17 protein-coding genes are annotated in these 19323 nt (G+C 70.9%); 15 read left to right on the top strand and 2 right to left on the bottom strand.

Features of this window, described 5'->3' with window-relative positions:
- Window positions 1-169 precede the first annotated feature (169 nt).
- Window positions 170-2368, bottom strand: coding sequence for an elongation factor G-like protein EF-G2 (locus A4E84_RS07505; RefSeq protein ID WP_062925792.1), 2199 nt, complete (start codon window positions 2366-2368; stop codon window positions 170-172).
- 218 nt (window positions 2369-2586) lie between these two features.
- Here A4E84_RS07505 and pgsA point away from each other — a divergent pair, with 218 nt between their 5' ends.
- From pgsA to relA, 15 genes are all read left to right on the top strand, one after another.
- Window positions 2587-3351 carry a phosphatidylinositol phosphate synthase gene (gene pgsA, locus A4E84_RS07495; protein ID WP_079128892.1) on the top strand — a complete coding sequence of 255 codons (765 nt, stop codon included), beginning with the start codon at window positions 2587-2589 and terminating at the stop codon, window positions 3349-3351.
- On the top strand, window positions 3348-4256 hold the full coding sequence (locus tag A4E84_RS07490; RefSeq protein ID WP_062925789.1) for a phosphatidylinositol mannoside acyltransferase: 909 nt from the start codon (window positions 3348-3350) through the stop codon (window positions 4254-4256). Before pgsA ends, A4E84_RS07490 begins: the two co-directional genes overlap by 4 nt.
- Complete coding sequence (locus A4E84_RS07485; RefSeq protein WP_062925788.1) at window positions 4253-5416, top strand: glycosyltransferase family 4 protein; 1164 nt, start codon at window positions 4253-4255, stop codon at window positions 5414-5416. The genes A4E84_RS07490 and A4E84_RS07485 overlap by 4 nt, the downstream gene beginning before the upstream one ends.
- A gap of 208 nt (window positions 5417-5624) precedes the next feature.
- Entirely contained in the window at window positions 5625-6167 is a 543-nt protein-coding gene (locus A4E84_RS07480) for a hypothetical protein (RefSeq protein ID WP_062931353.1), read from the top strand.
- Window positions 6168-6302: 135 nt separating this feature from the next.
- Complete coding sequence (gene pdxS, locus A4E84_RS07475; RefSeq protein WP_062925787.1) at window positions 6303-7208, top strand: pyridoxal 5'-phosphate synthase lyase subunit PdxS; 906 nt, start codon at window positions 6303-6305, stop codon at window positions 7206-7208.
- A 13-nt stretch (window positions 7209-7221) separates the two neighbouring features.
- Window positions 7222-7830 (top strand): pyridoxal 5'-phosphate synthase glutaminase subunit PdxT, encoded by a 609-nt coding sequence (gene pdxT / locus A4E84_RS07470; protein ID WP_062925786.1) that lies wholly within the window; start codon window positions 7222-7224, stop codon window positions 7828-7830.
- 48 nt (window positions 7831-7878) lie between these two features.
- Window positions 7879-8631 carry a YebC/PmpR family DNA-binding transcriptional regulator gene (locus A4E84_RS07465; RefSeq protein ID WP_033309637.1) on the top strand — a complete coding sequence of 251 codons (753 nt, stop codon included), beginning with the start codon at window positions 7879-7881 and terminating at the stop codon, window positions 8629-8631.
- A gap of 109 nt (window positions 8632-8740) precedes the next feature.
- A complete protein-coding gene (ruvC, locus tag A4E84_RS07460; RefSeq protein WP_062925785.1) occupies window positions 8741-9280 on the top strand; it encodes a crossover junction endodeoxyribonuclease RuvC in 540 nt (179 codons plus the stop codon).
- Window positions 9277-9882, top strand: coding sequence for a Holliday junction branch migration protein RuvA (ruvA, locus tag A4E84_RS07455; protein WP_062925784.1), 606 nt, complete (start codon window positions 9277-9279; stop codon window positions 9880-9882). The genes ruvC and ruvA overlap by 4 nt, the downstream gene beginning before the upstream one ends.
- Before the next feature lie 52 nt (window positions 9883-9934).
- Complete coding sequence (ruvB, locus tag A4E84_RS07450) at window positions 9935-11005, top strand: Holliday junction branch migration DNA helicase RuvB (protein WP_062925783.1); 1071 nt, start codon at window positions 9935-9937, stop codon at window positions 11003-11005.
- A gap of 185 nt (window positions 11006-11190) precedes the next feature.
- Window positions 11191-11676 (top strand): preprotein translocase subunit YajC, encoded by a 486-nt coding sequence (gene yajC, locus A4E84_RS07445; RefSeq protein ID WP_062925782.1) that lies wholly within the window; start codon window positions 11191-11193, stop codon window positions 11674-11676.
- A 132-nt stretch (window positions 11677-11808) separates the two neighbouring features.
- Complete coding sequence (secD, locus tag A4E84_RS07440) at window positions 11809-13578, top strand: protein translocase subunit SecD (protein ID WP_062925781.1); 1770 nt, start codon at window positions 11809-11811, stop codon at window positions 13576-13578.
- Window position 13579: 1 nt separating this feature from the next.
- A complete protein-coding gene (secF, locus tag A4E84_RS07435; RefSeq protein WP_062925780.1) occupies window positions 13580-14692 on the top strand; it encodes a protein translocase subunit SecF in 1113 nt (370 codons plus the stop codon).
- On the top strand, window positions 14689-15228 hold the full coding sequence (locus A4E84_RS07430; RefSeq protein ID WP_062925779.1) for an adenine phosphoribosyltransferase: 540 nt from the start codon (window positions 14689-14691) through the stop codon (window positions 15226-15228). Before secF ends, A4E84_RS07430 begins: the two co-directional genes overlap by 4 nt.
- A gap of 193 nt (window positions 15229-15421) precedes the next feature.
- A complete protein-coding gene (relA, locus tag A4E84_RS07425; RefSeq protein WP_062925778.1) occupies window positions 15422-17938 on the top strand; it encodes a GTP pyrophosphokinase in 2517 nt (838 codons plus the stop codon).
- A 108-nt stretch (window positions 17939-18046) separates the two neighbouring features.
- On the opposite strand, the gene A4E84_RS07420 is transcribed toward relA, so the two are convergent.
- The gene (locus tag A4E84_RS07420) at window positions 18047-19276 is read right to left on the bottom strand and encodes a DUF349 domain-containing protein (protein ID WP_062925777.1); all 1230 of its coding nucleotides are present in this window, start codon (window positions 19274-19276) and stop codon (window positions 18047-18049) included.
- Window positions 19277-19323 lie beyond the last annotated feature (47 nt).

Raw genomic sequence — 19323 nt, 5'->3', positions numbered from 1 at the left:
CTGCCGCATCCGCATCTGCGGCCTTCCCGACTTCCGCGCTCCGCACACCTGTTGATCAGGTCATCAGCGTATCCGTCCGGACCGGCAGGCGGGGGCGGGTGGCCTGTCAAGCCGCCCGCCCCCGCGGAGGGGAGCCGTCAGGAGGGCACTTGGCGGCGCCCGGCGCCAACTACGAGGCCTTGCGCTCCTCTTCACGCACCCGGTCCGCGACCTGCTGCGGCATCGGCTCGTGGCGCGCGTACCGGCGGCTGAACCCCGCCGTGCCGTGCGCCATCGACCGCAGGTCGATCGCGTACCGGCCGATCTCGATCTCCGGCACCTCGGCCCGGATCAGGGTGCGCCCGCCCGGAGTCTGCTCGGTGCCGAGCACCCGGCCGCGCCGCCCCGACAGGTCACTCATCACCGCGCCCACGAAGTCGTCGCCGACCAGCACCGACACCTCGGCGACCGGCTCCAGCAGATGGATCCTCGCGTCGGCCGCGGCCTCCCGCAGCGCCAGCGCGCCGGCCGTCTGGAAGGCGGCGTCGGAGGAGTCCACCGAGTGCGCCTTGCCGTCCAGGAGGGTCACCCGTACGTCGATGAGCGGATACCCGGCCACCACTCCCTTGGCCGCCTGGGCCCTGACGCCCTTCTCCACCGACGGGATGAACTGCCGGGGCACCGCGCCGCCCACGACCTTGTCGACGAACTCGATGCCGGACCCGCCGGGCAGCGGCTCGACCTCGATCTCGCAGATCGCGAACTGCCCGTGCCCGCCGGACTGCTTGACGTGCCTGCCCCGGCCGGCCGACTTGTCCGCGAACGTCTCGCGCAGGGACACCCGGTGGGGGACGACGTCGACCTGGACGCCGTACCGGCTGCGCAGCCGCTCCAGGGCGACGTCGGCGTGCGCCTCGCCCAGGCACCACAGGACCACCTGGTGGGTGTCCTGGTTCTGCTCCAGCCGCATCGTCGGGTCCTCGGCCACCAGCCGGGCCAGGCCCTGGGACAGCTTGTCCTCGTCGGGTTTGCTGTGCGCCTGGATGGCCAGCGGCAGCAGCGGGTCGGGCATCTGCCACGGCTCCATCAGCAGCGGGTCGTCCTTGGCGGACAGGGTGTCGCCGGTCTCGGCACGGCTCAGTTTGGCCACGCAGGCCAGGTCGCCCGCGATGACGTGCGACACCGGGCGCTGCTGCTTGCCGAACGGCGTGGACAGGGCGCCGATCCGCTCGTCGACGTCGTGGTCCTCGTGCCCGCGGTCGGCCAGGCCGTGCCCGGAGACATGGACCGTCTGGTCGGCGCGCAGGGTGCCGGAGAACAGGCGGATCAGCGACAGCCGGCCCACGTACGGGTCCGAGGAGGTCTTCACGACCTCCGCGACCAGCGGGGCGTCCGGGTCGCACGGCTTGAGCTCGCGCGGCTTGCCGTCGATGGTCGTCACCCGCACCGTCTCGTGCTCCAGCGGCGTCGGGAAGCCCCGCGTGATCAGCTCCAGCAGCTCCACCGTGCCGAGTCCCTGCCGTGAGCCCTCGGCCGCGGGGGCGGCGGCCAGGACGGGGAAGAAGACCCCGTGCGCGACGGCCCGCTCCAGGTCCTCGATGAGCGTCTTGACGTCGACCGGCTCCCCGCCGAGGTAGCGGTCCATGAGGGTCTCGTCCTCGCTCTCGGCGATGATCCCCTCGATGAGCCGGTTGCGGGCCTCCTCGATCAGCGGCAGCTGGTCCTCGCCCGGCTCGGACTCCTTGCGCTCGCCGGTCGAGTAGTCGAACAGCTTCTGCGACAGCAGCCCGATCAGCCCGGTCACGGGTGCGTGTCCGTCGCCCGCCTGGGGGCCGTGCAGCGGCAGGTAGAGCGGCAGGACCGCGTCGGGGTCGTCCGCGCCGAAGGCCTCGGCGCAGCTGCGGGTCATCTCCTCGAAGTCGGAACGCGCCGACTCCAGGTGCGTGACGACGATGGCCCGGGGCATGCCCACGGCCGCGCACTCCTCCCACACCATGCGGGTCGAGCCGTCCACGCCGTCCGAGGCCGAGACGACGAAGAGGGCCGCGTCCGCCGCGCGCAGACCGGCCCTGAGTTCACCGACGAAGTCGGCGTATCCGGGGGTGTCGAGGAGATTGACCTTGATGCCGTCCCACTCGACGGGCACCAGGGAGAGCTGTACCGAGCGCTGCTGCCGGTGCTCGATGTCGTCGTAGTCGGAGACGGTGCCGCCGTCCTCGACGCGGCCCGCCCGGTTCACCGCCCCCGCCGTCAGCGCGAGGGCTTCCACCAACGTGGTCTTGCCCGATCCGGAGTGGCCGACCAGCACCACATTCCGTACGGACTGAGGGTGGTCGGCCGCTTGTGCCCTGCCGGCGGCCCCAGGGTGTGTCTGTGCCTTGTCGCCCATGATCCTGCCTCCCGTGCACGGTGAGGTCCCTGTGGGCGCGGACACGCGGGATCCGCGTGCGGTGCGGCTCCGGCGACGCCCGCGGTCATTCGACCTTCCCACTCCCGTCACGGTGCGTCCATACGAACGACGTGACCGCGCCGCCCACCAGCGGCTCGCGGGTTCCCCCGAAAGGGGTGCGGGTGCCCGCGCCTCGCCCACGCGCGCGCGTGACTACGATGGGCCAGCCGGTGGCCAGCAGGGGCCAGACGGCGACACCGACCCTCGGGAAGGCCATGCTGAACAAGTACGCGCGTGCATTCTTCACGCGTGTCCTCACACCGTTCGCCGCGTTTCTGATCCGGCGGGGCGTCAGCCCCGACGCCGTCACACTCATCGGCACGGCCGGTGTGGTGGCGGGCGCGCTGGTCTTCTACCCCATGGGCGAGTTCTTCTGGGGCACGGTCGTGATCACACTCTTCGTGTTCTCCGACCTCGTCGACGGCAACATGGCCCGTCAGCTCGGCCGCTCCAGCCGCTGGGGCGCCTTCCTGGACTCCACGCTCGACCGGGTCGCCGACGGCGCGATCTTCGGCGGCTTCATCCTGTGGTACGCCGGTGGGGGCGACGATCTCGTCCTGTGCGCCGTCTCGATCTTCTGCCTGGCCAGCGGCCAGGTGGTGTCGTACACCAAGGCCCGGGGCGAGTCGATCGGTCTGCCGGTCGCGGTCAACGGGCTCGTCGAGCGGGCCGAGCGTCTGGTGATCTCCCTGGTCGCGGCCGGGCTCGCGGGCCTGCACGCGTTCGGTGTGCCCGGGATCCAGTACCTGCTGCCCGTCGCCCTGTGGATCGTCGCGGTCGGCAGCCTCGTCACGCTGATCCAGCGGGTCGTCACGGTCCGCCGGGAATCCGCCGAGGCCGAGGCAGAGGCGGCCGCGCAGGGCGAGCAGGATGACGGGGACGAGCAGCAGAACGCCTCCCACGGGAGCGAGGCGGCCACGTGAGCGCACAGGACCGGCTGACGGACGCGCTGTACGGCCTCGGCTGGAGCACGGTCAAGAAGCTCCCCGAGCCGGTCGCCGCACGGCTCGGCCGGACCATCGCCGACCTGGCCTGGAAGCAGCGCGGCAAGGGCGTCCAGCGCCTGGAGAGCAACTACGCGCGCGTGGTGCCCGGCGCGAGCCCCGAGCGCCTCGCCGAGCTGTCCCGCGTGGGCATGCGCTCCTACCTGCGCTACTGGATCGAGTCCTTCCGCCTCCCGGCCTGGAGCGCTGAGCGGATCAAGGGCGGAGTCGAGGTCAAGGACCTGCACCACCTCACCGAGGGCCTCGCCGCCGGCAAGGGCGTCGTCCTCGCCCTGCCGCACCTGGCCAACTGGGACCTCGCCGGTGCCTGGCTCACCACGAAGCTCGGCCTCCCCTTCACCACGGTCGCCGAGCGGCTGAAGCCCGAGACGCTCTACGACCGGTTCGTCGCCTACCGCGAGGGCCTCGGCATGGAGGTCCTGCCGCACAGCGGCGGCACCGCCTTCGGCACCCTGGCCCGGCGGCTGCGCGACGGCGGCCTGGTCTGCCTGGTCGCCGACCGCGACCTGTCCGCCTCGGGCGTCGAGGTGGACTTCTTCGGCGACACGGCCCGGATGCCCGCCGGACCCGCCCTGCTCGCCCAGCAGACCGGCGCCCTGCTGCTGCCCGTCACGCTCTGGTACGACGAATCGCCCGTGATGCGGGGCCGCGTCCACCCGCCGGTCGAGGTGCCCGAGTCAGGTACGCGCGCCGAGAAGACGTCTGCCATGACACAGGCGCTGGCCGACGCCTTCGCCAGCGGCATCGCCGAGCATCCGGAGGACTGGCACATGCTGCAGCGCCTGTGGCTCGCGGACCTCGACGCCGAGAAGGGGCGCCCGTGAGAATCGGCATCGTCTGCCCGTACTCCTGGGACGTACCGGGCGGCGTCCAGTTCCACATCCGGGACCTCGCCGAGTACTTCCTCCGCCTCGGCCACGAGGTGTCCGTGCTCGCCCCGGCCGACGACGACACCCCGCTGCCGCCGTACGTCGTCTCGGCCGGGCGCGCGGTGCCGGTGCCGTACAACGGCTCGGTGGCCCGGCTGAACTTCGGCTTCCTGAGCGCCGCCCGGGTGCGCCGCTGGCTGCACGACGGCGCGTTCGACGTGATCCACATCCACGAGCCGACCTCACCCTCGCTGGGCCTGCTGACCTGCTGGGCCGCCCAGGGTCCGATCGTGGCGACCTTCCACACCTCCAACCCGCGCTCCCGCGCGATGATCGCCGCGTACTCGATCCTCCAGGCCGCCCTGGAGAAGATCAGCGCCCGCATCGCGGTCAGTGAGTACGCCCGCCGCACCCTGGTCGAGCACCTCGGCGGGGACGCCGTCGTGATCCCCAACGGCGTCGACGTCGACTTCTTCGCGGAGGCCGAGCCCAAGTCGGAGTGGCAGGGCGACACGATCGGCTTCATAGGGCGCATCGACGAGCCCCGCAAGGGACTCCCAGTGCTGATGAGGGCCCTGCCGAAGATCCTCGCCGCGCGCCCGCAGACCAGGCTGCTGGTCGCCGGGCGAGGTGACGAGGAGGAGGCCGTGGAGTCCCTGCCGTCCGAGCTGCGCTCCCGCGTCGAGTTCCTCGGCATGGTCAGCGACGAGGACAAGGCCCGCTTCCTGCGCAGCGTCGACCTGTACGTCGCGCCCAACACCGGCGGCGAGAGCTTCGGCATCATCCTCGTCGAGGCGATGTCCGCCGGAGCCCCTGTCCTCGCCTCCGACCTGGACGCCTTCGCCCAGGTCCTGGACCGGGGGGCGGCCGGTGAACTGTTCCCCAACGAGGACGCCGACGCCCTGGCCGACGCGGCCGTACGGCTGCTGGCCGACCCGGAGCGGCGGGCGGAGCTGCGCGAGCGGGGCAGCGCCCACGTACGGCGCTTCGACTGGTCGACCGTCGGCGCGGACATCCTGTCCGTCTACGAGACGGTGACGGCCGGAGCGGCGGCGGTCGCCGAGGACGAGCGGACGACCGGGCTCTGGGGGCGGCTGGGGTTCGCCCGGGACTGAGGGCCGGGTCGATGGGTCGCTTGGACCGGCTGCTGGTGAGGGCTGGGTCGACGGGTCGCCCGGCCTGGTCGGTACCGCGGGCCCGGTCGATGGGCCGCCCCTGGCCCGGACCGAGGCCCGGGCCGCCCGGAGTCGCCCGCCGCAGCCGCCGGCCACGGGCGGGGCGGGGTGAACGGCGTGGCCGCGCCTGCCGCTAGCCTTGCCGCCCGTGACCACCACTCTCATCTGGATCGCCGTCGCCCTGGTCGCGATCGGGCTCTACCTGAGCTGGACCGCCGGCCGGCTCGACCGTCTCCACGCCCGGATCGACGCCGCCCGGGCCGCCCTGGACGCGCAGCTGCTGCGCCGGGCCTCGGTGGCGCAGGAACTGGCGACCTCCGGGGTCCTGGACCCGGCCGCCTCGATCGTGCTGTACGAGGCCGCGCACGCCGCCCGGCAGGCCCAGCAGGAACAGCGGGAGATCGCCGAGAGCGAGCTGAGCCAGGCGCTGCGGGCCGTCTTCGGAGAGGCTCCGCAGGTGGAGGCGGTGCGGGAGGCGCCCGGGGGAGAGGAAGCGGCCCGGGAACTCACCGAGGCGGTCCGCAGGGTGCCGATGGCCCGCCGGTTCCACAACGACACCGTACGGGCGGCCCGGGCCCTGCGCCGGCACCGCAAGGTGCGCTGGTTCCGCCTGGCCGGTCACGCGCCCTTCCCGATGGCCTTCGAGATGGACGACGAGCCTCCGGTGGCCCTGGTGGACCGGGCCGCCTGAGCTCGTTCACCTGTCGTTTTCCGGCCGTCCGTCGCAAAAGGATCCACGGCGTTCCCATTGGCCCTTGCTGTGGCCTGGTTCTCTCACGTTTCCTCAGTGCTGCAGAAACCCTCTTTCCCATCAGCGAGGTCACCCGTGTCCATCTCCGAAAACCAGGCTCCCGAGACCGGCACCGCCCGAGTGAAGCGCGGCATGGCCGAGCAGCTCAAGGGCGGCGTCATCATGGACGTCGTCACGCCGGAGCAGGCCAAGATCGCCGAGGACGCGGGCGCCGTCGCCGTCATGGCCCTGGAGCGGGTCCCCGCCGACATCCGCAAGGACGGCGGCGTCGCCCGCATGTCCGACCCGGACATGATCGAGGGCATCATCGAGGCCGTCTCGATCCCGGTCATGGCCAAGTCCCGCATCGGCCACTTCGTCGAGGCCCAGGTCCTGCAGTCCCTCGGCGTCGACTACATCGACGAGTCCGAGGTCCTCACCCCGGCCGACGAGGTCAACCACAGCGACAAGTTCGCCTTCACCACCCCCTTCGTCTGCGGCGCCACCAACCTGGGCGAGGCCCTGCGCCGCATCGCCGAGGGCGCCGCGATGATCCGCTCCAAGGGCGAGGCCGGCACCGGCAACGTCGTCGAGGCCGTCCGCCACCTGCGCCAGATCAAGAACGAGATCGCCCGCCTGCGCGGCTACGACAACAACGAGCTCTACGCCGCCGCCAAGGAGCTGCGCGCCCCCTACGAGCTGGTCAAGGAAGTCTCCGAGCTCGGCAAGCTCCCCGTGGTTCTGTTCTCCGCCGGAGGTGTCGCCACCCCCGCCGACGCGGCCCTGATGCGCCAGCTCGGCGCCGAGGGCGTCTTCGTAGGCTCCGGCATCTTCAAGTCCGGCGACCCGGCCAAGCGCGCCGCAGCCATCGTGAAGGCCACGACCTTCTACGACGACCCGAAGATCATCGCGGACGCCTCCCGCAACCTGGGCGAGGCCATGGTCGGCATCAACTGCGACACCCTCCCCGAGGCCGAGCGCTACGCCAACCGCGGCTGGTAAGGCACAGGAATCCATGAGCGACACCCCCGTCATAGGCGTCCTGGCCCTCCAGGGCGACGTACGGGAGCACCTCGTCGCCCTGGCCGCGGCCGATGCCGTGGCCAGGCCGGTGCGGCGCCCCGAAGAACTCGCCGAGGTCGACGGCCTCGTCATCCCCGGCGGCGAGTCCACCACCATCTCCAAGCTGGCCGTCCTGTTCGGCCTGATGGAGCCCCTGCGCGCGCGCGTACGGGACGGCATGCCCGTCTACGGCACCTGCGCGGGCATGATCATGCTCGCCGACAAGATCCTCGACCCGCGCTCGGGCCAGGAGACCATCGGCGGCATCGACATGATCGTGCGCCGCAACGCCTTCGGGCGGCAGAACGAGTCCTTCGAGGCCGCCGTCGGCGTCGAGGGCGTCGAGGGCGACCCGGTGGAGGGCGTCTTCATCCGCGCCCCCTGGGTCGAGTCCGTCGGCGCCTCGGCCGAGGTGCTCGCCGAGCACGACGGCCACATCGTCGCGGTCCGTCAGGGCACCGCGCTGGCCACGTCGTTCCATCCGGAACTGACCGGCGACCACCGCGTCCACGCCCTGTTCGTCGACATGGTACGGGCGAACCGGGCAGCCGAGTCCTTGTAGGATTCCTGCGTTCGTTGCTGAGATGGGTTACGCGAAGGAGACAGGCAGATGTCCGGCCACTCTAAATGGGCTACGACGAAGCACAAGAAGGCCGTGATCGACGCCAAGCGCGGCAAGCTCTTCGCGAAGCTGATCAAGAACATCGAGGTCGCGGCCCGGATGGGCGGCGTCGACATCGAGGGCAACCCGACGCTCTACGACGCCATCCAGAAGGCCAAGAAGCAGTCGGTTCCGAACAAGAACATCGACTCCGCGGTCAAGCGCGGCGGCGGTCTTGAGGCCGGCGGCGCCGACTACGAGACGATCATGTACGAGGGCTACGGCCCGAACGGCGTGGCCGTGCTCATCGAGTGCCTCACCGACAACCGCAACCGCGCCGCCTCCGAGGTCCGCGTCGCCATGACCCGCAACGGCGGCTCCATGGCCGACCCGGGCTCGGTGTCGTACCTGTTCAACCGCAAGGGCGTCGTGATCGTCCCCAAGGGCGAGCTGACCGAGGACGACGTGCTGGCCGCCGTGCTCGACGCGGGCGCCGAGGAGGTCAACGACCTCGGCGAGAGCTTCGAGGTCCTCAGCGAGGCCACCGACCTGGTCGCGGTCCGCACCGCCCTCCAGGACGCCGGCATCGACTACGACTCCGCCGACGCCAACTTCGTCCCGACCATGCAGGTCGAACTGGACGAGGAGGGCGCCAAGAAGATCTTCAAGCTGATCGACGCGCTGGAGGACAGCGACGACGTGCAGAACGTCTTCGCCAACTTCGACGTCAGCGACGAGGTCATGGAGAAGGTCGACGCGTAGCGCCGGGCTCCACCGAGTCAACGGGCCGACGGGACACACCCCGTCGGCCCGTCGCGTTGTCGGTGGCACCCGATAGCCTGCACAAACAGGTGAGCGAAAGGGAGGGCGCGTGCGCGTACTGGGGGTGGACCCGGGACTGACCCGGTGTGGTGTCGGCGTCGTCGAGGGCGTCGCCGGACGGCCGCTCACGATGATCGGCGTCGGCGTCGTCCGCACGCCCGCGGACGCCGACCTCGGCCACCGCCTCGTCGCCGTCGAGCAGGGCATCGAGCAGTGGCTCGACCAGCACCGGCCCGAATGCGTCGCCGTCGAGCGGGTCTTCAGCCAGCACAACGTCCGTACGGTCATGGGCACCGCGCAGGCCAGCGCCGTCGCCATGCTCTGCGCCGCCCGCCGCGGCATCCCCGTCGCGCTGCACACCCCGAGCGAGGTCAAGGCCGCCGTCACCGGCAGCGGCCGCGCCGACAAGGCACAAGTGGGTGCCATGGTCACCCGCCTGCTCCGGCTCAGCGCCCCGCCCAAGCCCGCCGACGCGGCCGACGCCCTCGCCCTCGCCATCTGCCACATCTGGCGCGCCCCCGCGCAGAACCGACTCCAGCAGGCCGTCGCCCTGCACACCGCCAAAGCACCGAAAGGCCGGACGGCATGATCGCCTTCGTCAGCGGCACAGTGGCCGCACTCGCTCCGGACGCCGCGGTCGTCGAGGTCGGCGGCGTCGGCATGGCCGTCCAGTGCACGCCGAACACCCTGTCCACGCTCCGCATGGGCCGGCCGGCCAAGCTGCACACCTCCCTGGTGGTCCGCGAGGACTCCCTCACCCTGTACGGCTTCGCGGACGACGACGAGCGGCAGGTCTTCGAGCTGCTCCAGACGGCCAGCGGTGTCGGCCCCCGGCTGGCCCAGGCCATGCTCGCCGTGCACAGCCCGGATGCCCTGCGCCGGGCCGTCGCGACCGCCGACGAGAAGGCCCTCACCGCCGTCCCCGGCATCGGCAAGAAGGGCGCGCAGAAACTGCTCCTGGAGCTGAAGGACCGGCTCGGCGCGCCGGTCGGTGCACCCGCCGTCGGCGCACCGGTCAGCAGCGGCTGGCGTGACCAGCTGCACGCGGCCCTGATCGGCCTCGGGTACGCCACCCGGGAGGCCGACGAGGCCGTGACGGCCGTGGCCCCCCAGGCCGAGGCCGCCGAGGGCACGCCCCAGGTGGGCCAGTTGCTGAAGGCGGCCCTGCAGACGCTGAACCGCGCCCGCTAGTCCGGGCCGTCCGCACTCCGCACCTCCGTACCGAGATTCCGAGGCACACTCCATGAACTGGGACGACACGACCGACGCCGATGCCGCCGAACGGCTCGTCGGTGCGTCCGCCGACCGTGAGGACCAGGCCGTCGAGGCCGCCCTGCGCCCCAAGGACCTGGACGAGTTCATCGGCCAGGAGAAGGTCCGAGAGCAGCTCGACCTCGTACTGCGCGCCGCACGCGCGCGTGGTGCGACGGCCGACCACGTGCTGCTCTCCGGCGCCCCCGGCCTCGGCAAGACCACCCTGTCGATGATCATCGCGGCCGAGATGGGCGCCCCCATCCGCATCACCTCGGGGCCCGCCATCCAGCACGCCGGCGACCTCGCCGCGATCCTCTCCTCCCTCCAGGAGGGCGAGGTCCTCTTCCTCGACGAGATCCACCGCATGTCCCGGCCCGCCGAGGAGATGCTGTACATGGCGATGGAGGACTTCCGCGTCGACGTCATCGTCGGCAAGGGCCCCGGCGCCACGGCCATCCCCCTGGAACTGCCCCCCTTCACCCTGGTCGGAGCCACCACCCGCGCCGGTCTGCTGCCGCCCCCGCTGCGCGACCGCTTCGGCTTCACCGCGCACATGGAGTTCTACGAACCGGCCGAACTGGAGCGGGTCATCCACCGCTCGGCCGACCTCCTCGAAGTCGAGATCGACCCGGAGGGCGCCGCCGAGATCGCCGGACGCTCCCGCGGCACGCCCCGTATCGCCAACCGCCTGCTGCGCCGCGTCCGCGACTACGCGCAGGTCAAGGCCGACGGCCTGATCACCAGGGACATCGCCGCGGCGGCCCTCGCCGTGTACGAGGTGGACGCGCGCGGCCTCGACCGCCTCGACCGGGGTGTGCTGGAAGCCCTCCTCAAGCTGTTCGGCGGCGGTCCGGTCGGCCTCTCCACACTCGCTGTCGCGGTCGGGGAGGAACGTGAGACCGTGGAGGAGGTCGCCGAGCCCTTCCTCGTCCGGGAGGGCCTGCTGGCCCGGACTCCCCGCGGCCGGGTCGCGACGCCCGCCGCATGGGCGCATCTCGGCCTCACCCCGCCACGGTCCCAGACCGCCGGAAACGGACAACAGGACCTGTTCGGGGCGTGAGGGCGCCGCCACGGCTCCGGGGCGGCGAGGTCAGTGGCCGGAGCAGGAACCCCGGTGCCATGCTGAGCGTTGTTCCATGCGCGCGGACTCGCTTAGACTCCGCCGATGCCGCCTTTGTCGGCGGCGTACACACCCCCAACCATCTGGCCGCTCACAGCGCGGTCGTGTGAAGGAAGTACCGACCCGTGAGTCTCCTGACCCTCCTCCCGTTCATCGTGCTCATCGGGGCCATGTTCCTGATGACCCGGTCGGCCAAGAAGAAGCAGCAGCAGGCCGCCGACATGCGGAACCAGATGCAGCCCGGCAGCGGTATCCGCACCATCGGGGGCATGTACGCCACGGTCAAGGAAGTGAACGAGGACACCGTCCTCGTCGACGCCGGTCCCGGCGTCGATCTCCTCTTCGCCAAGAACGCCATCGGTGCCGTCCTCACCGACGACGAGTACAACCGCATCGTCCACGGCATCGAGCACGACCTGAAGTCCGACGCCGACATCGTCCCGGACGACGCCTCCTCCCTCACCGAGACCGACGACTCCGCCGCCCCCGCTGACGACAAGGCCGTCGACCTCGGCAAGAAGGACGCGGCCGACGAACCGGCCGACGAGGCGGCCGAGGCCAAGCCGGACGCAGAGCCGAAGAAGACCGACGGCGACTCCGAGGCGAAGTAGTCGTGTCCCGGGGTGCGCGGGTCCTGCCCGCGCGCCCCGGGACACGCCCAGCTCGCACGGAGTCCCGACACCATGTCATGGCCGCCCGTCCGCCGATCCGGAGCGAGGTGGCCCGAGAGGGAGTACGAGAAGGTGGCCACACCTAAAAAGGGCAGGAACGCGAGCGCCCAGAGCAAGCCGGGGCGCTCGCTGGCCCTGATCCTGATCGCCATCGTGGCGCTCACCGGTGGGATGTTCGCCTCGGGGCACACGAAGCCCCGTCTCGGCATCGACCTTGCCGGCGGTACGAGCATCACGCTCCGCGCGGTCCCCGAGGCCGGCAACGAGGCGGCGATCAACAAGACCAACATGGACACCGCCGTCTCCATCATGGAGCGCCGTGTCAATGGTCTGGGCGTCTCCGAGTCCGAGGTCCAGACGCAGGGCCGGGAAAACATCATCGTCAACATTCCCAAGGGCACCAACTCGGAGCAGGCCCGCAAGCAGGTCGGCACCACCGCCAAGCTCTACTTCCGTCCGGTCATCGCCACCGAGATCGCCGGCGGCCAGGGCACGGCCAGCCCGTCCCCGAGCCCCACCGGCAGCCCCACGGACAAGCCGTCCGGCACGGCCACCGACAAGCCCGAGGCCACCGACAAGGGATCCGCGTCCCCGTCCGCCTCTCCCACCACACAGGGCCGTGCGGTCACGGACGGGCTGAAGGCCGACGCGACGCCCTCCGCGAGCGCCTCGGACAAGGGCGACAAGGCCAGCCCCTCCCCGTCGGGGAGCGGCGGCACCGCCGAGGCCGACGCGAACGCGCTGCAGGCGAAGTACGCCAAGCTGGACTGCACCGACGAGCAGACCCGCTCCACCGTGGGTGACGGCGTCAAGGCCTCCGACCCGACGCTGGCGTGCGGCAAGAACTCGCAGGGCCAGTGGCAGAAGTACATCCTCGGTCCCGCCGAGGTCGACGGCACGGACGTCGACAAGGCCCAGGCCGTCCTGAACACCCAGACCGGTGCCGGCTGGACCGTCACCATGGACTTCACGGACGCCGGCGCCAAGAAGTTCGCGAACATCACCGGCAAGCTGGCCCAGAACCAGTCCCCGCAGAACCAGTTCGCGATCGTCCTGGACGGCGAGGTCGTCTCCGACCCGTACGTCCGGCAGGCCCTGACCGGTGGCAACGCCGAGATCTCCGGCAACTTCAACCAGCAGTCCGCCCAGGACCTGTCCAACATGCTGAGCTACGGTGCGCTGCCGCTGACCTTCAAGGTGGACAGCATGACGACCGTGACCGCCGCGCTGGGCGGTGACCAGCTGCAGGCCGGTCTGATCGCCGGCGCTATCGGTCTCGCGCTGGTCGTCATCTACCTGCTGGCGTACTACCGCGGGCTGTCGTTCATCGCGATCCTCTCGCTGCTGGTCTCCGCAGCCCTCACCTACACGCTCATGGCCCTGCTCGGCCCGGCCATCGGCTTCGCGCTGAACCTGCCGGCCGTGTGCGGTGCCATCGTCGCCATCGGCATCACGGCGGACTCGTTCATCGTGTACTTCGAACGCGTCCGCGACGAGATCCGCGAGGGCCGCTCGCTGCGCCCCGCCGTCGAGCGGGCCTGGCCGCGCGCCCGGCGCACCATCCTGGTCTCCGACTTCGTGTCGTTCCTGGCCGCCGCGGTGCTCTTCATCGTCACCGTCGGCAAGGTCCAGGGCTTCGCGTTCACGCTCGGTCTGACCACCCTGCTCGACGTGGTCGTCGTGTTCCTCTTCACCAAGCCGCTGCTGACGCTCATGGCCCGCCGCCCGTTCTTCGCCAACGGCCACAAGTGGTCCGGCCTCGACCCGAAGAGCCTGGGTGCCCAGCCGCCGCTGCGCCGCACCCGCCGTCCCTCCGCCCCCATCGAGACGAAGGAGGCGTGAGATGTCGAAGCTCGGCAACCTCGGCGCCCGGCTGCACCGTGGCGAAATCGGCTACGACTTCGTCAAGAACCGCAAGATCTGGTACGGCCTCTCCATCCTGATCACCATCGTGGCCATCGCCGGTCTGGCGGTCCGCGGCCTGAACATGGGCATCGAGTTCCAGGGCGGCGCGGTCTTCAACACCCCCAAGAACACCAGCGCCTCGGTGTCCCAGGCAGAGCAGTACGCGGAAGAGGCCTCCGGCCACGACGCGATCGTCCAGAAGCTCGGCGACGGCAGCCTGCGCATCCAGGTCGCCGGCATCGACACCGGTGCCGCGAACGAGATCAAGAGCACGCTCGCCGACGACCTCAAGATCGACTCGGAGCAGATCAACGCCGAGCTGGTCGGCCCCAGCTGGGGCGAGCAGATCGCGAACAAGGCCTGGCAGGGTCTCGGGATCTTCATGGTCCTCGTGGTGATCTACCTGGCGATCGCCTTCGAGTGGCGCATGGCGGTCGCCGCGTTCGTCGCGCTGATCCACGACATCACCATCACGGTCGGCATCTACGCCCTCGTCGGCTTCGAGGTCACACCGGGCACGGTGATCGGTCTGCTGACCATCCTCGGCTACTCGCTCTACGACACGGTCGTGGTGTTCGACAGCCTCAAGGAACAGACGAAGGACCTCACCAAACAGACCCGCTGGACCTACAGCGACGTCGCCAACCGCTCGATCAACAGCACGCTGGTCCGCTCCATCAACACCACGGTCGTCGCGCTGCTGCCGGTCGCGGGCCTGCTGTTCATCGGTGGCGGTGTCCTCGGCGCCGGCATGCTGAACGACATCTCGCTGTCGCTGTTCGTCGGTCTCGCCGCCGGTGCGTACTCCTCGATCTTCATCGCCACGCCGCTCGTCGCCGACCTCAAGGAGCGCGAGCCGGCGATGAAGGCCCTGAGGAAGCGCGTCCTGGCCAAGCGGGCACAGTCCGCCGCCCAGGGCGGGACCGAGGTCCACGACGAGGAGACGTACGCCGACGAGCCCGAGGACGCCGCACCCGCGGTGGTCGGGCCGCGCAACCAGCCCGCCTCGCGTACCCGTGGCCGCGGCCGCCCCTCGGGGAAGCGCCGATGACCGAGATCAGGGAGCTGCTGCTCAGCCGCATCCGTGACGTGGCCGACTACCCGGAGCCGGGCGTGATGTTCAAGGACATCACCCCGCTCCTGGCGGACCCGGCGGCGTTCACCGCTCTGACCGACGCCCTCGCCGAGATCGCCGAGCGCACGGGCGCCACCAAGGTCGTCGGCCTGGAGGCCCGCGGCTTCATCCTCGGCGCCCCGGTCGCCGTCCGCGCCGGGCTCGGCTTCATCCCCGTGCGCAAGGCGGGCAAGCTCCCCGGAGCCACCCTCGCCCAGGCCTACGACCTGGAGTACGGCTCGGCGGAGATCGAGGTGCACGCCGAGGACCTCACCGCCGGGGACCGCGTCCTGATCGTCGACGACGTCCTCGCCACCGGCGGCACCGCCGAGGCCTCGGTCCAGCTCATCCGCCGGGCCGGCGCCGAGGTCGCGGGTCTCGCCGTCCTCATGGAACTCGGCTTCCTGAGCGGCCGCGCCCGCCTGGAGCCGGCCCTGAACGGCGCTCCGCTGGAGGCCCTGCTCACGGTCTAGCAACCGCGCGGCGGGCTGGTGGACACCGGCACGACACCGCGCAGGCGGGCACCGGACGATCCGGTGCCCGCCTCATGCGTTTCCCGGGTAGACGGTCCTCACATTGGCCTGAAGGCGATCCCGGGGCTCGGGATCGCTACCATGGGGGTCCGGAGCCTGACCGGGGGAACCGGATCGCGCACGAGGAGCCCTCTTGCCAGACGAGGCCCAGCACCTGACCGCCGCCAAGCCCGAGTCCGCCTCGGCAGCCGCGGCGAAGCCCGCGCCGAACGCGCCCCACGCGAAGAACGACACCCGCGGGCCGGTCGAGCACGCCCAGGCGGCGCCGGTCGACAAGCCCGACGAGCAGTCGCGGCCCAAGCCCACCCCGCCGCCCGCGGTCCGTCAGGCAGCCGGACAGCCGGCCCGCTCCGGCTCCTCCAACCGTGTCCGCGCCCGGCTGGCCCGGCTCGGGGTGCAGCGCGCGAACCCGTACAACCCGGTGCTGGAGCCGCTGCTGCGGATAGTGCGCAGCAACGACCCGAAGATCGAGACGGCCACACTCCGCCAGATCGAGCGCGCCTACCAGGTCGCCGAGCGCTGGCACCGCGGCCAGAAGCGCAAGAGCGGCGACCCGTACATCACGCACCCCCTCGCCGTCACCACCATCCTCGCCGAGCTGGGCATGGATCCGGCCACGCTGATGGCAGGGCTGCTGCACGACACGGTCGAGGACACCGAGTACGGCCTGGACGACCTGCGCCGCGATTTCGGCGACGTCGTCACCCTGCTCGTCGACGGCGTCACCAAGCTGGACAAGGTCAAGTTCGGCGAGGCCGCGCAGGCCGAGACGGTGCGCAAGATGGTCGTCGCCATGGCCAAGGACCCGCGCGTCCTGGTCATCAAGCTCGCCGACCGCCTGCACAACATGCGCACCATGCGCTACCTCAAGCGCGAGAAGCAGGAGAAGAAGGCGCGCGAGACCCTGGAGATCTACGCGCCGCTCGCCCACCGCCTGGGCATGAACACCATCAAGTGGGAGCTGGAGGACCTCGCCTTCGCGATCCTCTACCCCAAGATGTACGACGAGATCGTACGGCTGGTGGCCGAGCGGGCACCGAAGCGTGACGAGTACCTGGCCATCGTCACCGACGAGGTCCAGCAGGACCTGCGCGCGGCCCGCATCAAGGCGACCGTCACCGGCCGCCCGAAGCACTACTACAGCGTCTACCAGAAGATGATCGTCCGCGGCCGGGACTTCGCGGAGATCTACGACCTGGTGGGCATCCGTGTCCTCGTGGACACCGTCCGCGACTGCTACGCGGCCCTCGGCACGGTGCACGCGCGATGGAACCCGGTCCCCGGCCGGTTCAAGGACTACATCGCGATGCCCAAGTTCAACATGTACCAGTCGCTGCACACGACGGTCATCGGCCCCGGCGGCAAGCCGGTCGAGCTGCAGATCCGCACGTTCGACATGCACCGCCGCGCCGAGTACGGCATCGCCGCGCACTGGAAGTACAAGCAGGAGGCCGTCGCGGGCACCTCCAAGGTGCGCTCCGACGCCCCCAAGTCGTCCGGCAAGGGCAAGGACGACCACCTCAACGACATGGCCTGGCTGCGGCAGCTGCTGGACTGGCAGAAGGAGACGGAGGACCCGGGCGAGTTCCTGGAGTCCCTGCGCTTCGACCTGTCCCGCAACGAGGTCTTCGTCTTCACCCCCAAGGGCGACGTCATAGCGCTCCCGGCCGGTGCCACCCCGGTGGACTTCGCGTACGCGGTGCACACCGAGGTCGGCCACCGCACCATTGGCGCCCGCGTCAACGGCCGGCTGGTCCCGCTGGAGTCCACCCTCGACAACGGCGACCTGGTGGAGGTCTTCACCTCCAAGGCGGCCGGCGCCGGCCCCTCCCGGGACTGGCTCGGCTTCGTCAAGTCACCGCGCGCCCGTAACAAGATCCGCGCCTGGTTCTCCAAGGAACGCCGCGACGAGGCGATCGAGCAGGGCAAGGACGCCATCGTCCGCGCGATGCGCAAGCAGAACCTGCCGATCCAGCGCATCCTGACCGGCGACTCCCTGGTGACCCTGGCGCACGAGATGCGCTACGCCGACATCTCCGCGCTGTACGCGGCGATCGGCGAGGGCCACGTCTCCGCACAGAACATCGTGCAGAAGCTGGTCCAGGCCCTCGGCGGCGAGGAGGCCGCCACCGAGGAGATCGACGAGTCGGTCCCGCCGGCCCGCAGCCGCAAGCGCCGTACCAGCGCGGACCCGGGCGTCGTCGTCAAGGGTGTCGACGACGTGTGGGTCAAGCTGGCCCGCTGCTGCACACCCGTCCCGGGCGACCCCATCATCGGTTTCGTCACCCGCGGCAGTGGCGTATCGGTTCACCGCAGCGACTGCGTGAACGTGGACTCGCTGTCCCGTGAGCCGGAGCGCATCCTCGACGTCGAGTGGGCGCCCACCCAGTCCTCGGTCTTCCTGGTCGCCATCCAGGTCGAGGCCCTGGACCGCTCCCGGCTCCTCTCGGACGTCACCCGCGTGCTGTCCGACCAGCACGTCAACATCCTCTCCGCGGCCGTCCAGACCTCCCGCGACCGCGTCGCCACCTCCCGCTTCACCTTCGAGATGGGCGACCCGAAGCACCTCGGGCACGTGCTGAAGGCGGTCCGTGGCGTGGAGGGCGTCTACGACGTGTACCGGGTGACGTCGGCGCGCAGCAGGTCGTAACCTCCCGTCGCGCACGACCACACGAAAGTCGCACACGACCACACGAAAGGGGCTCCCGTACACCGTGTACGGGAGCCCCTTCCGATCGCCTGCTCAGCCGTCGCCTGCTCAGCCGCCGAACTCGTGCAGGCCCTTCAGCGCCTGGTCCAGCAGCGCCTGCCGGCCGTCGAGCTCACGCTGGAGCTTGTCGGCCTTGGCGTTGTTGCCCTGCGCGCGGGCCTGCTCGATCTGGCCCCGCAGCTTGTCCACGGCGGCCTGGAGCTGGCCGGTCAGACCCTCGGCACGCGCGCGTGCCTCCGGGTTCGTCCGGCGCCACTCGGCCTCCTCGGCCTCCTGGATGGCCCGCTCGACCGCGTGCATCCGGCCCTCGACCTTCGGCCGGGCGTCGCGCGGTACGTGGCCGATGGCCTCCCAGCGCTCGTTCACGTTCCGGAAGGCGGCCCGGGCCGCCTTGAGGTCCGTGATCGGCAGGAGCTTCTCGGCCTCCTCGGCCAGCTCCTCCTTGAGCTTGAGGTTCTCCGTCTGCTCGGCGTCCCGCTCGGCGAAGACCGAGCTGCGGGCCGCGAAGAACACGTCCTGGGCGCCGCGGAAGCGGTTCCACAGGTCGTCCTCGTGCTCGCGCTGGGCACGGCCCGCCGCCTTCCACTCGGACATCAGCTCGCGGTAGCGCGCGGCCGTCACGCCCCAGTCCGTCGAGTTCGACAGCGCCTCGGCCTCGGCGACCAGCCGCTCCTTGGTCTTGCGGGCCTCCTCGCGCTGCGCGTCCAGCTGCGCGAAGTGCTGCTTGCGCCGCTTGGAGAACGCCGACCGGGCGTGCGAGAACCGGTGCCACAGCTCGTCGTCGGACTTGCGGTCCAGCCGCGGCAGACCCTTCCAGGTGTCCACCAGGGCCCGCAGCCGCTCACCGGCCACCCGCCACTGGTCGGACTGCGACAGCTCCTCCGCCTCGGCGACCAGAGCCTCCTTCGACCTGCGCGCCTCGTCGGACTGCTTCGCGCGCTGCGCCTTGCGCTCCTCGCGGCGCGCCTCCACCAACTCCACGAGCTTGTCCAGCCGGACCCGCAGGGCGTCCAGGTCGCCCACCACGTGGTGCGCGTCGACCTGCTCCCGGATGTGGTCGATGGCGGCCTGGGCGTCCTTCGCCGACAGGTCGGTGGTCTTCACTCGCTTCTCGAGGAGGCCGATCTCGACAACCAGGCCCTCGTACTTGCGCTCGAAGTAGGCCAGCGCCTCCTCAGGGGAGCCTGCCTGCCAGGAACCGACGACCTGCTCGCCGTCGGCGGTACGCACGTACACGGTCCCCGTCTCGTCGACGCGGCCCCACGGGTCGCTGCTCACAGCGCCTCCTCCACATGATGCCTGCGAGGGGCCTGAAGCTCCCCCGG

The organism is Streptomyces qaidamensis (genome assembly GCF_001611795.1).
GTDB classification, from domain to species: domain Bacteria; phylum Actinomycetota; class Actinomycetes; order Streptomycetales; family Streptomycetaceae; genus Streptomyces; species Streptomyces qaidamensis.
This window is presented reverse-complemented; position numbering and strand designations above follow the sequence as displayed.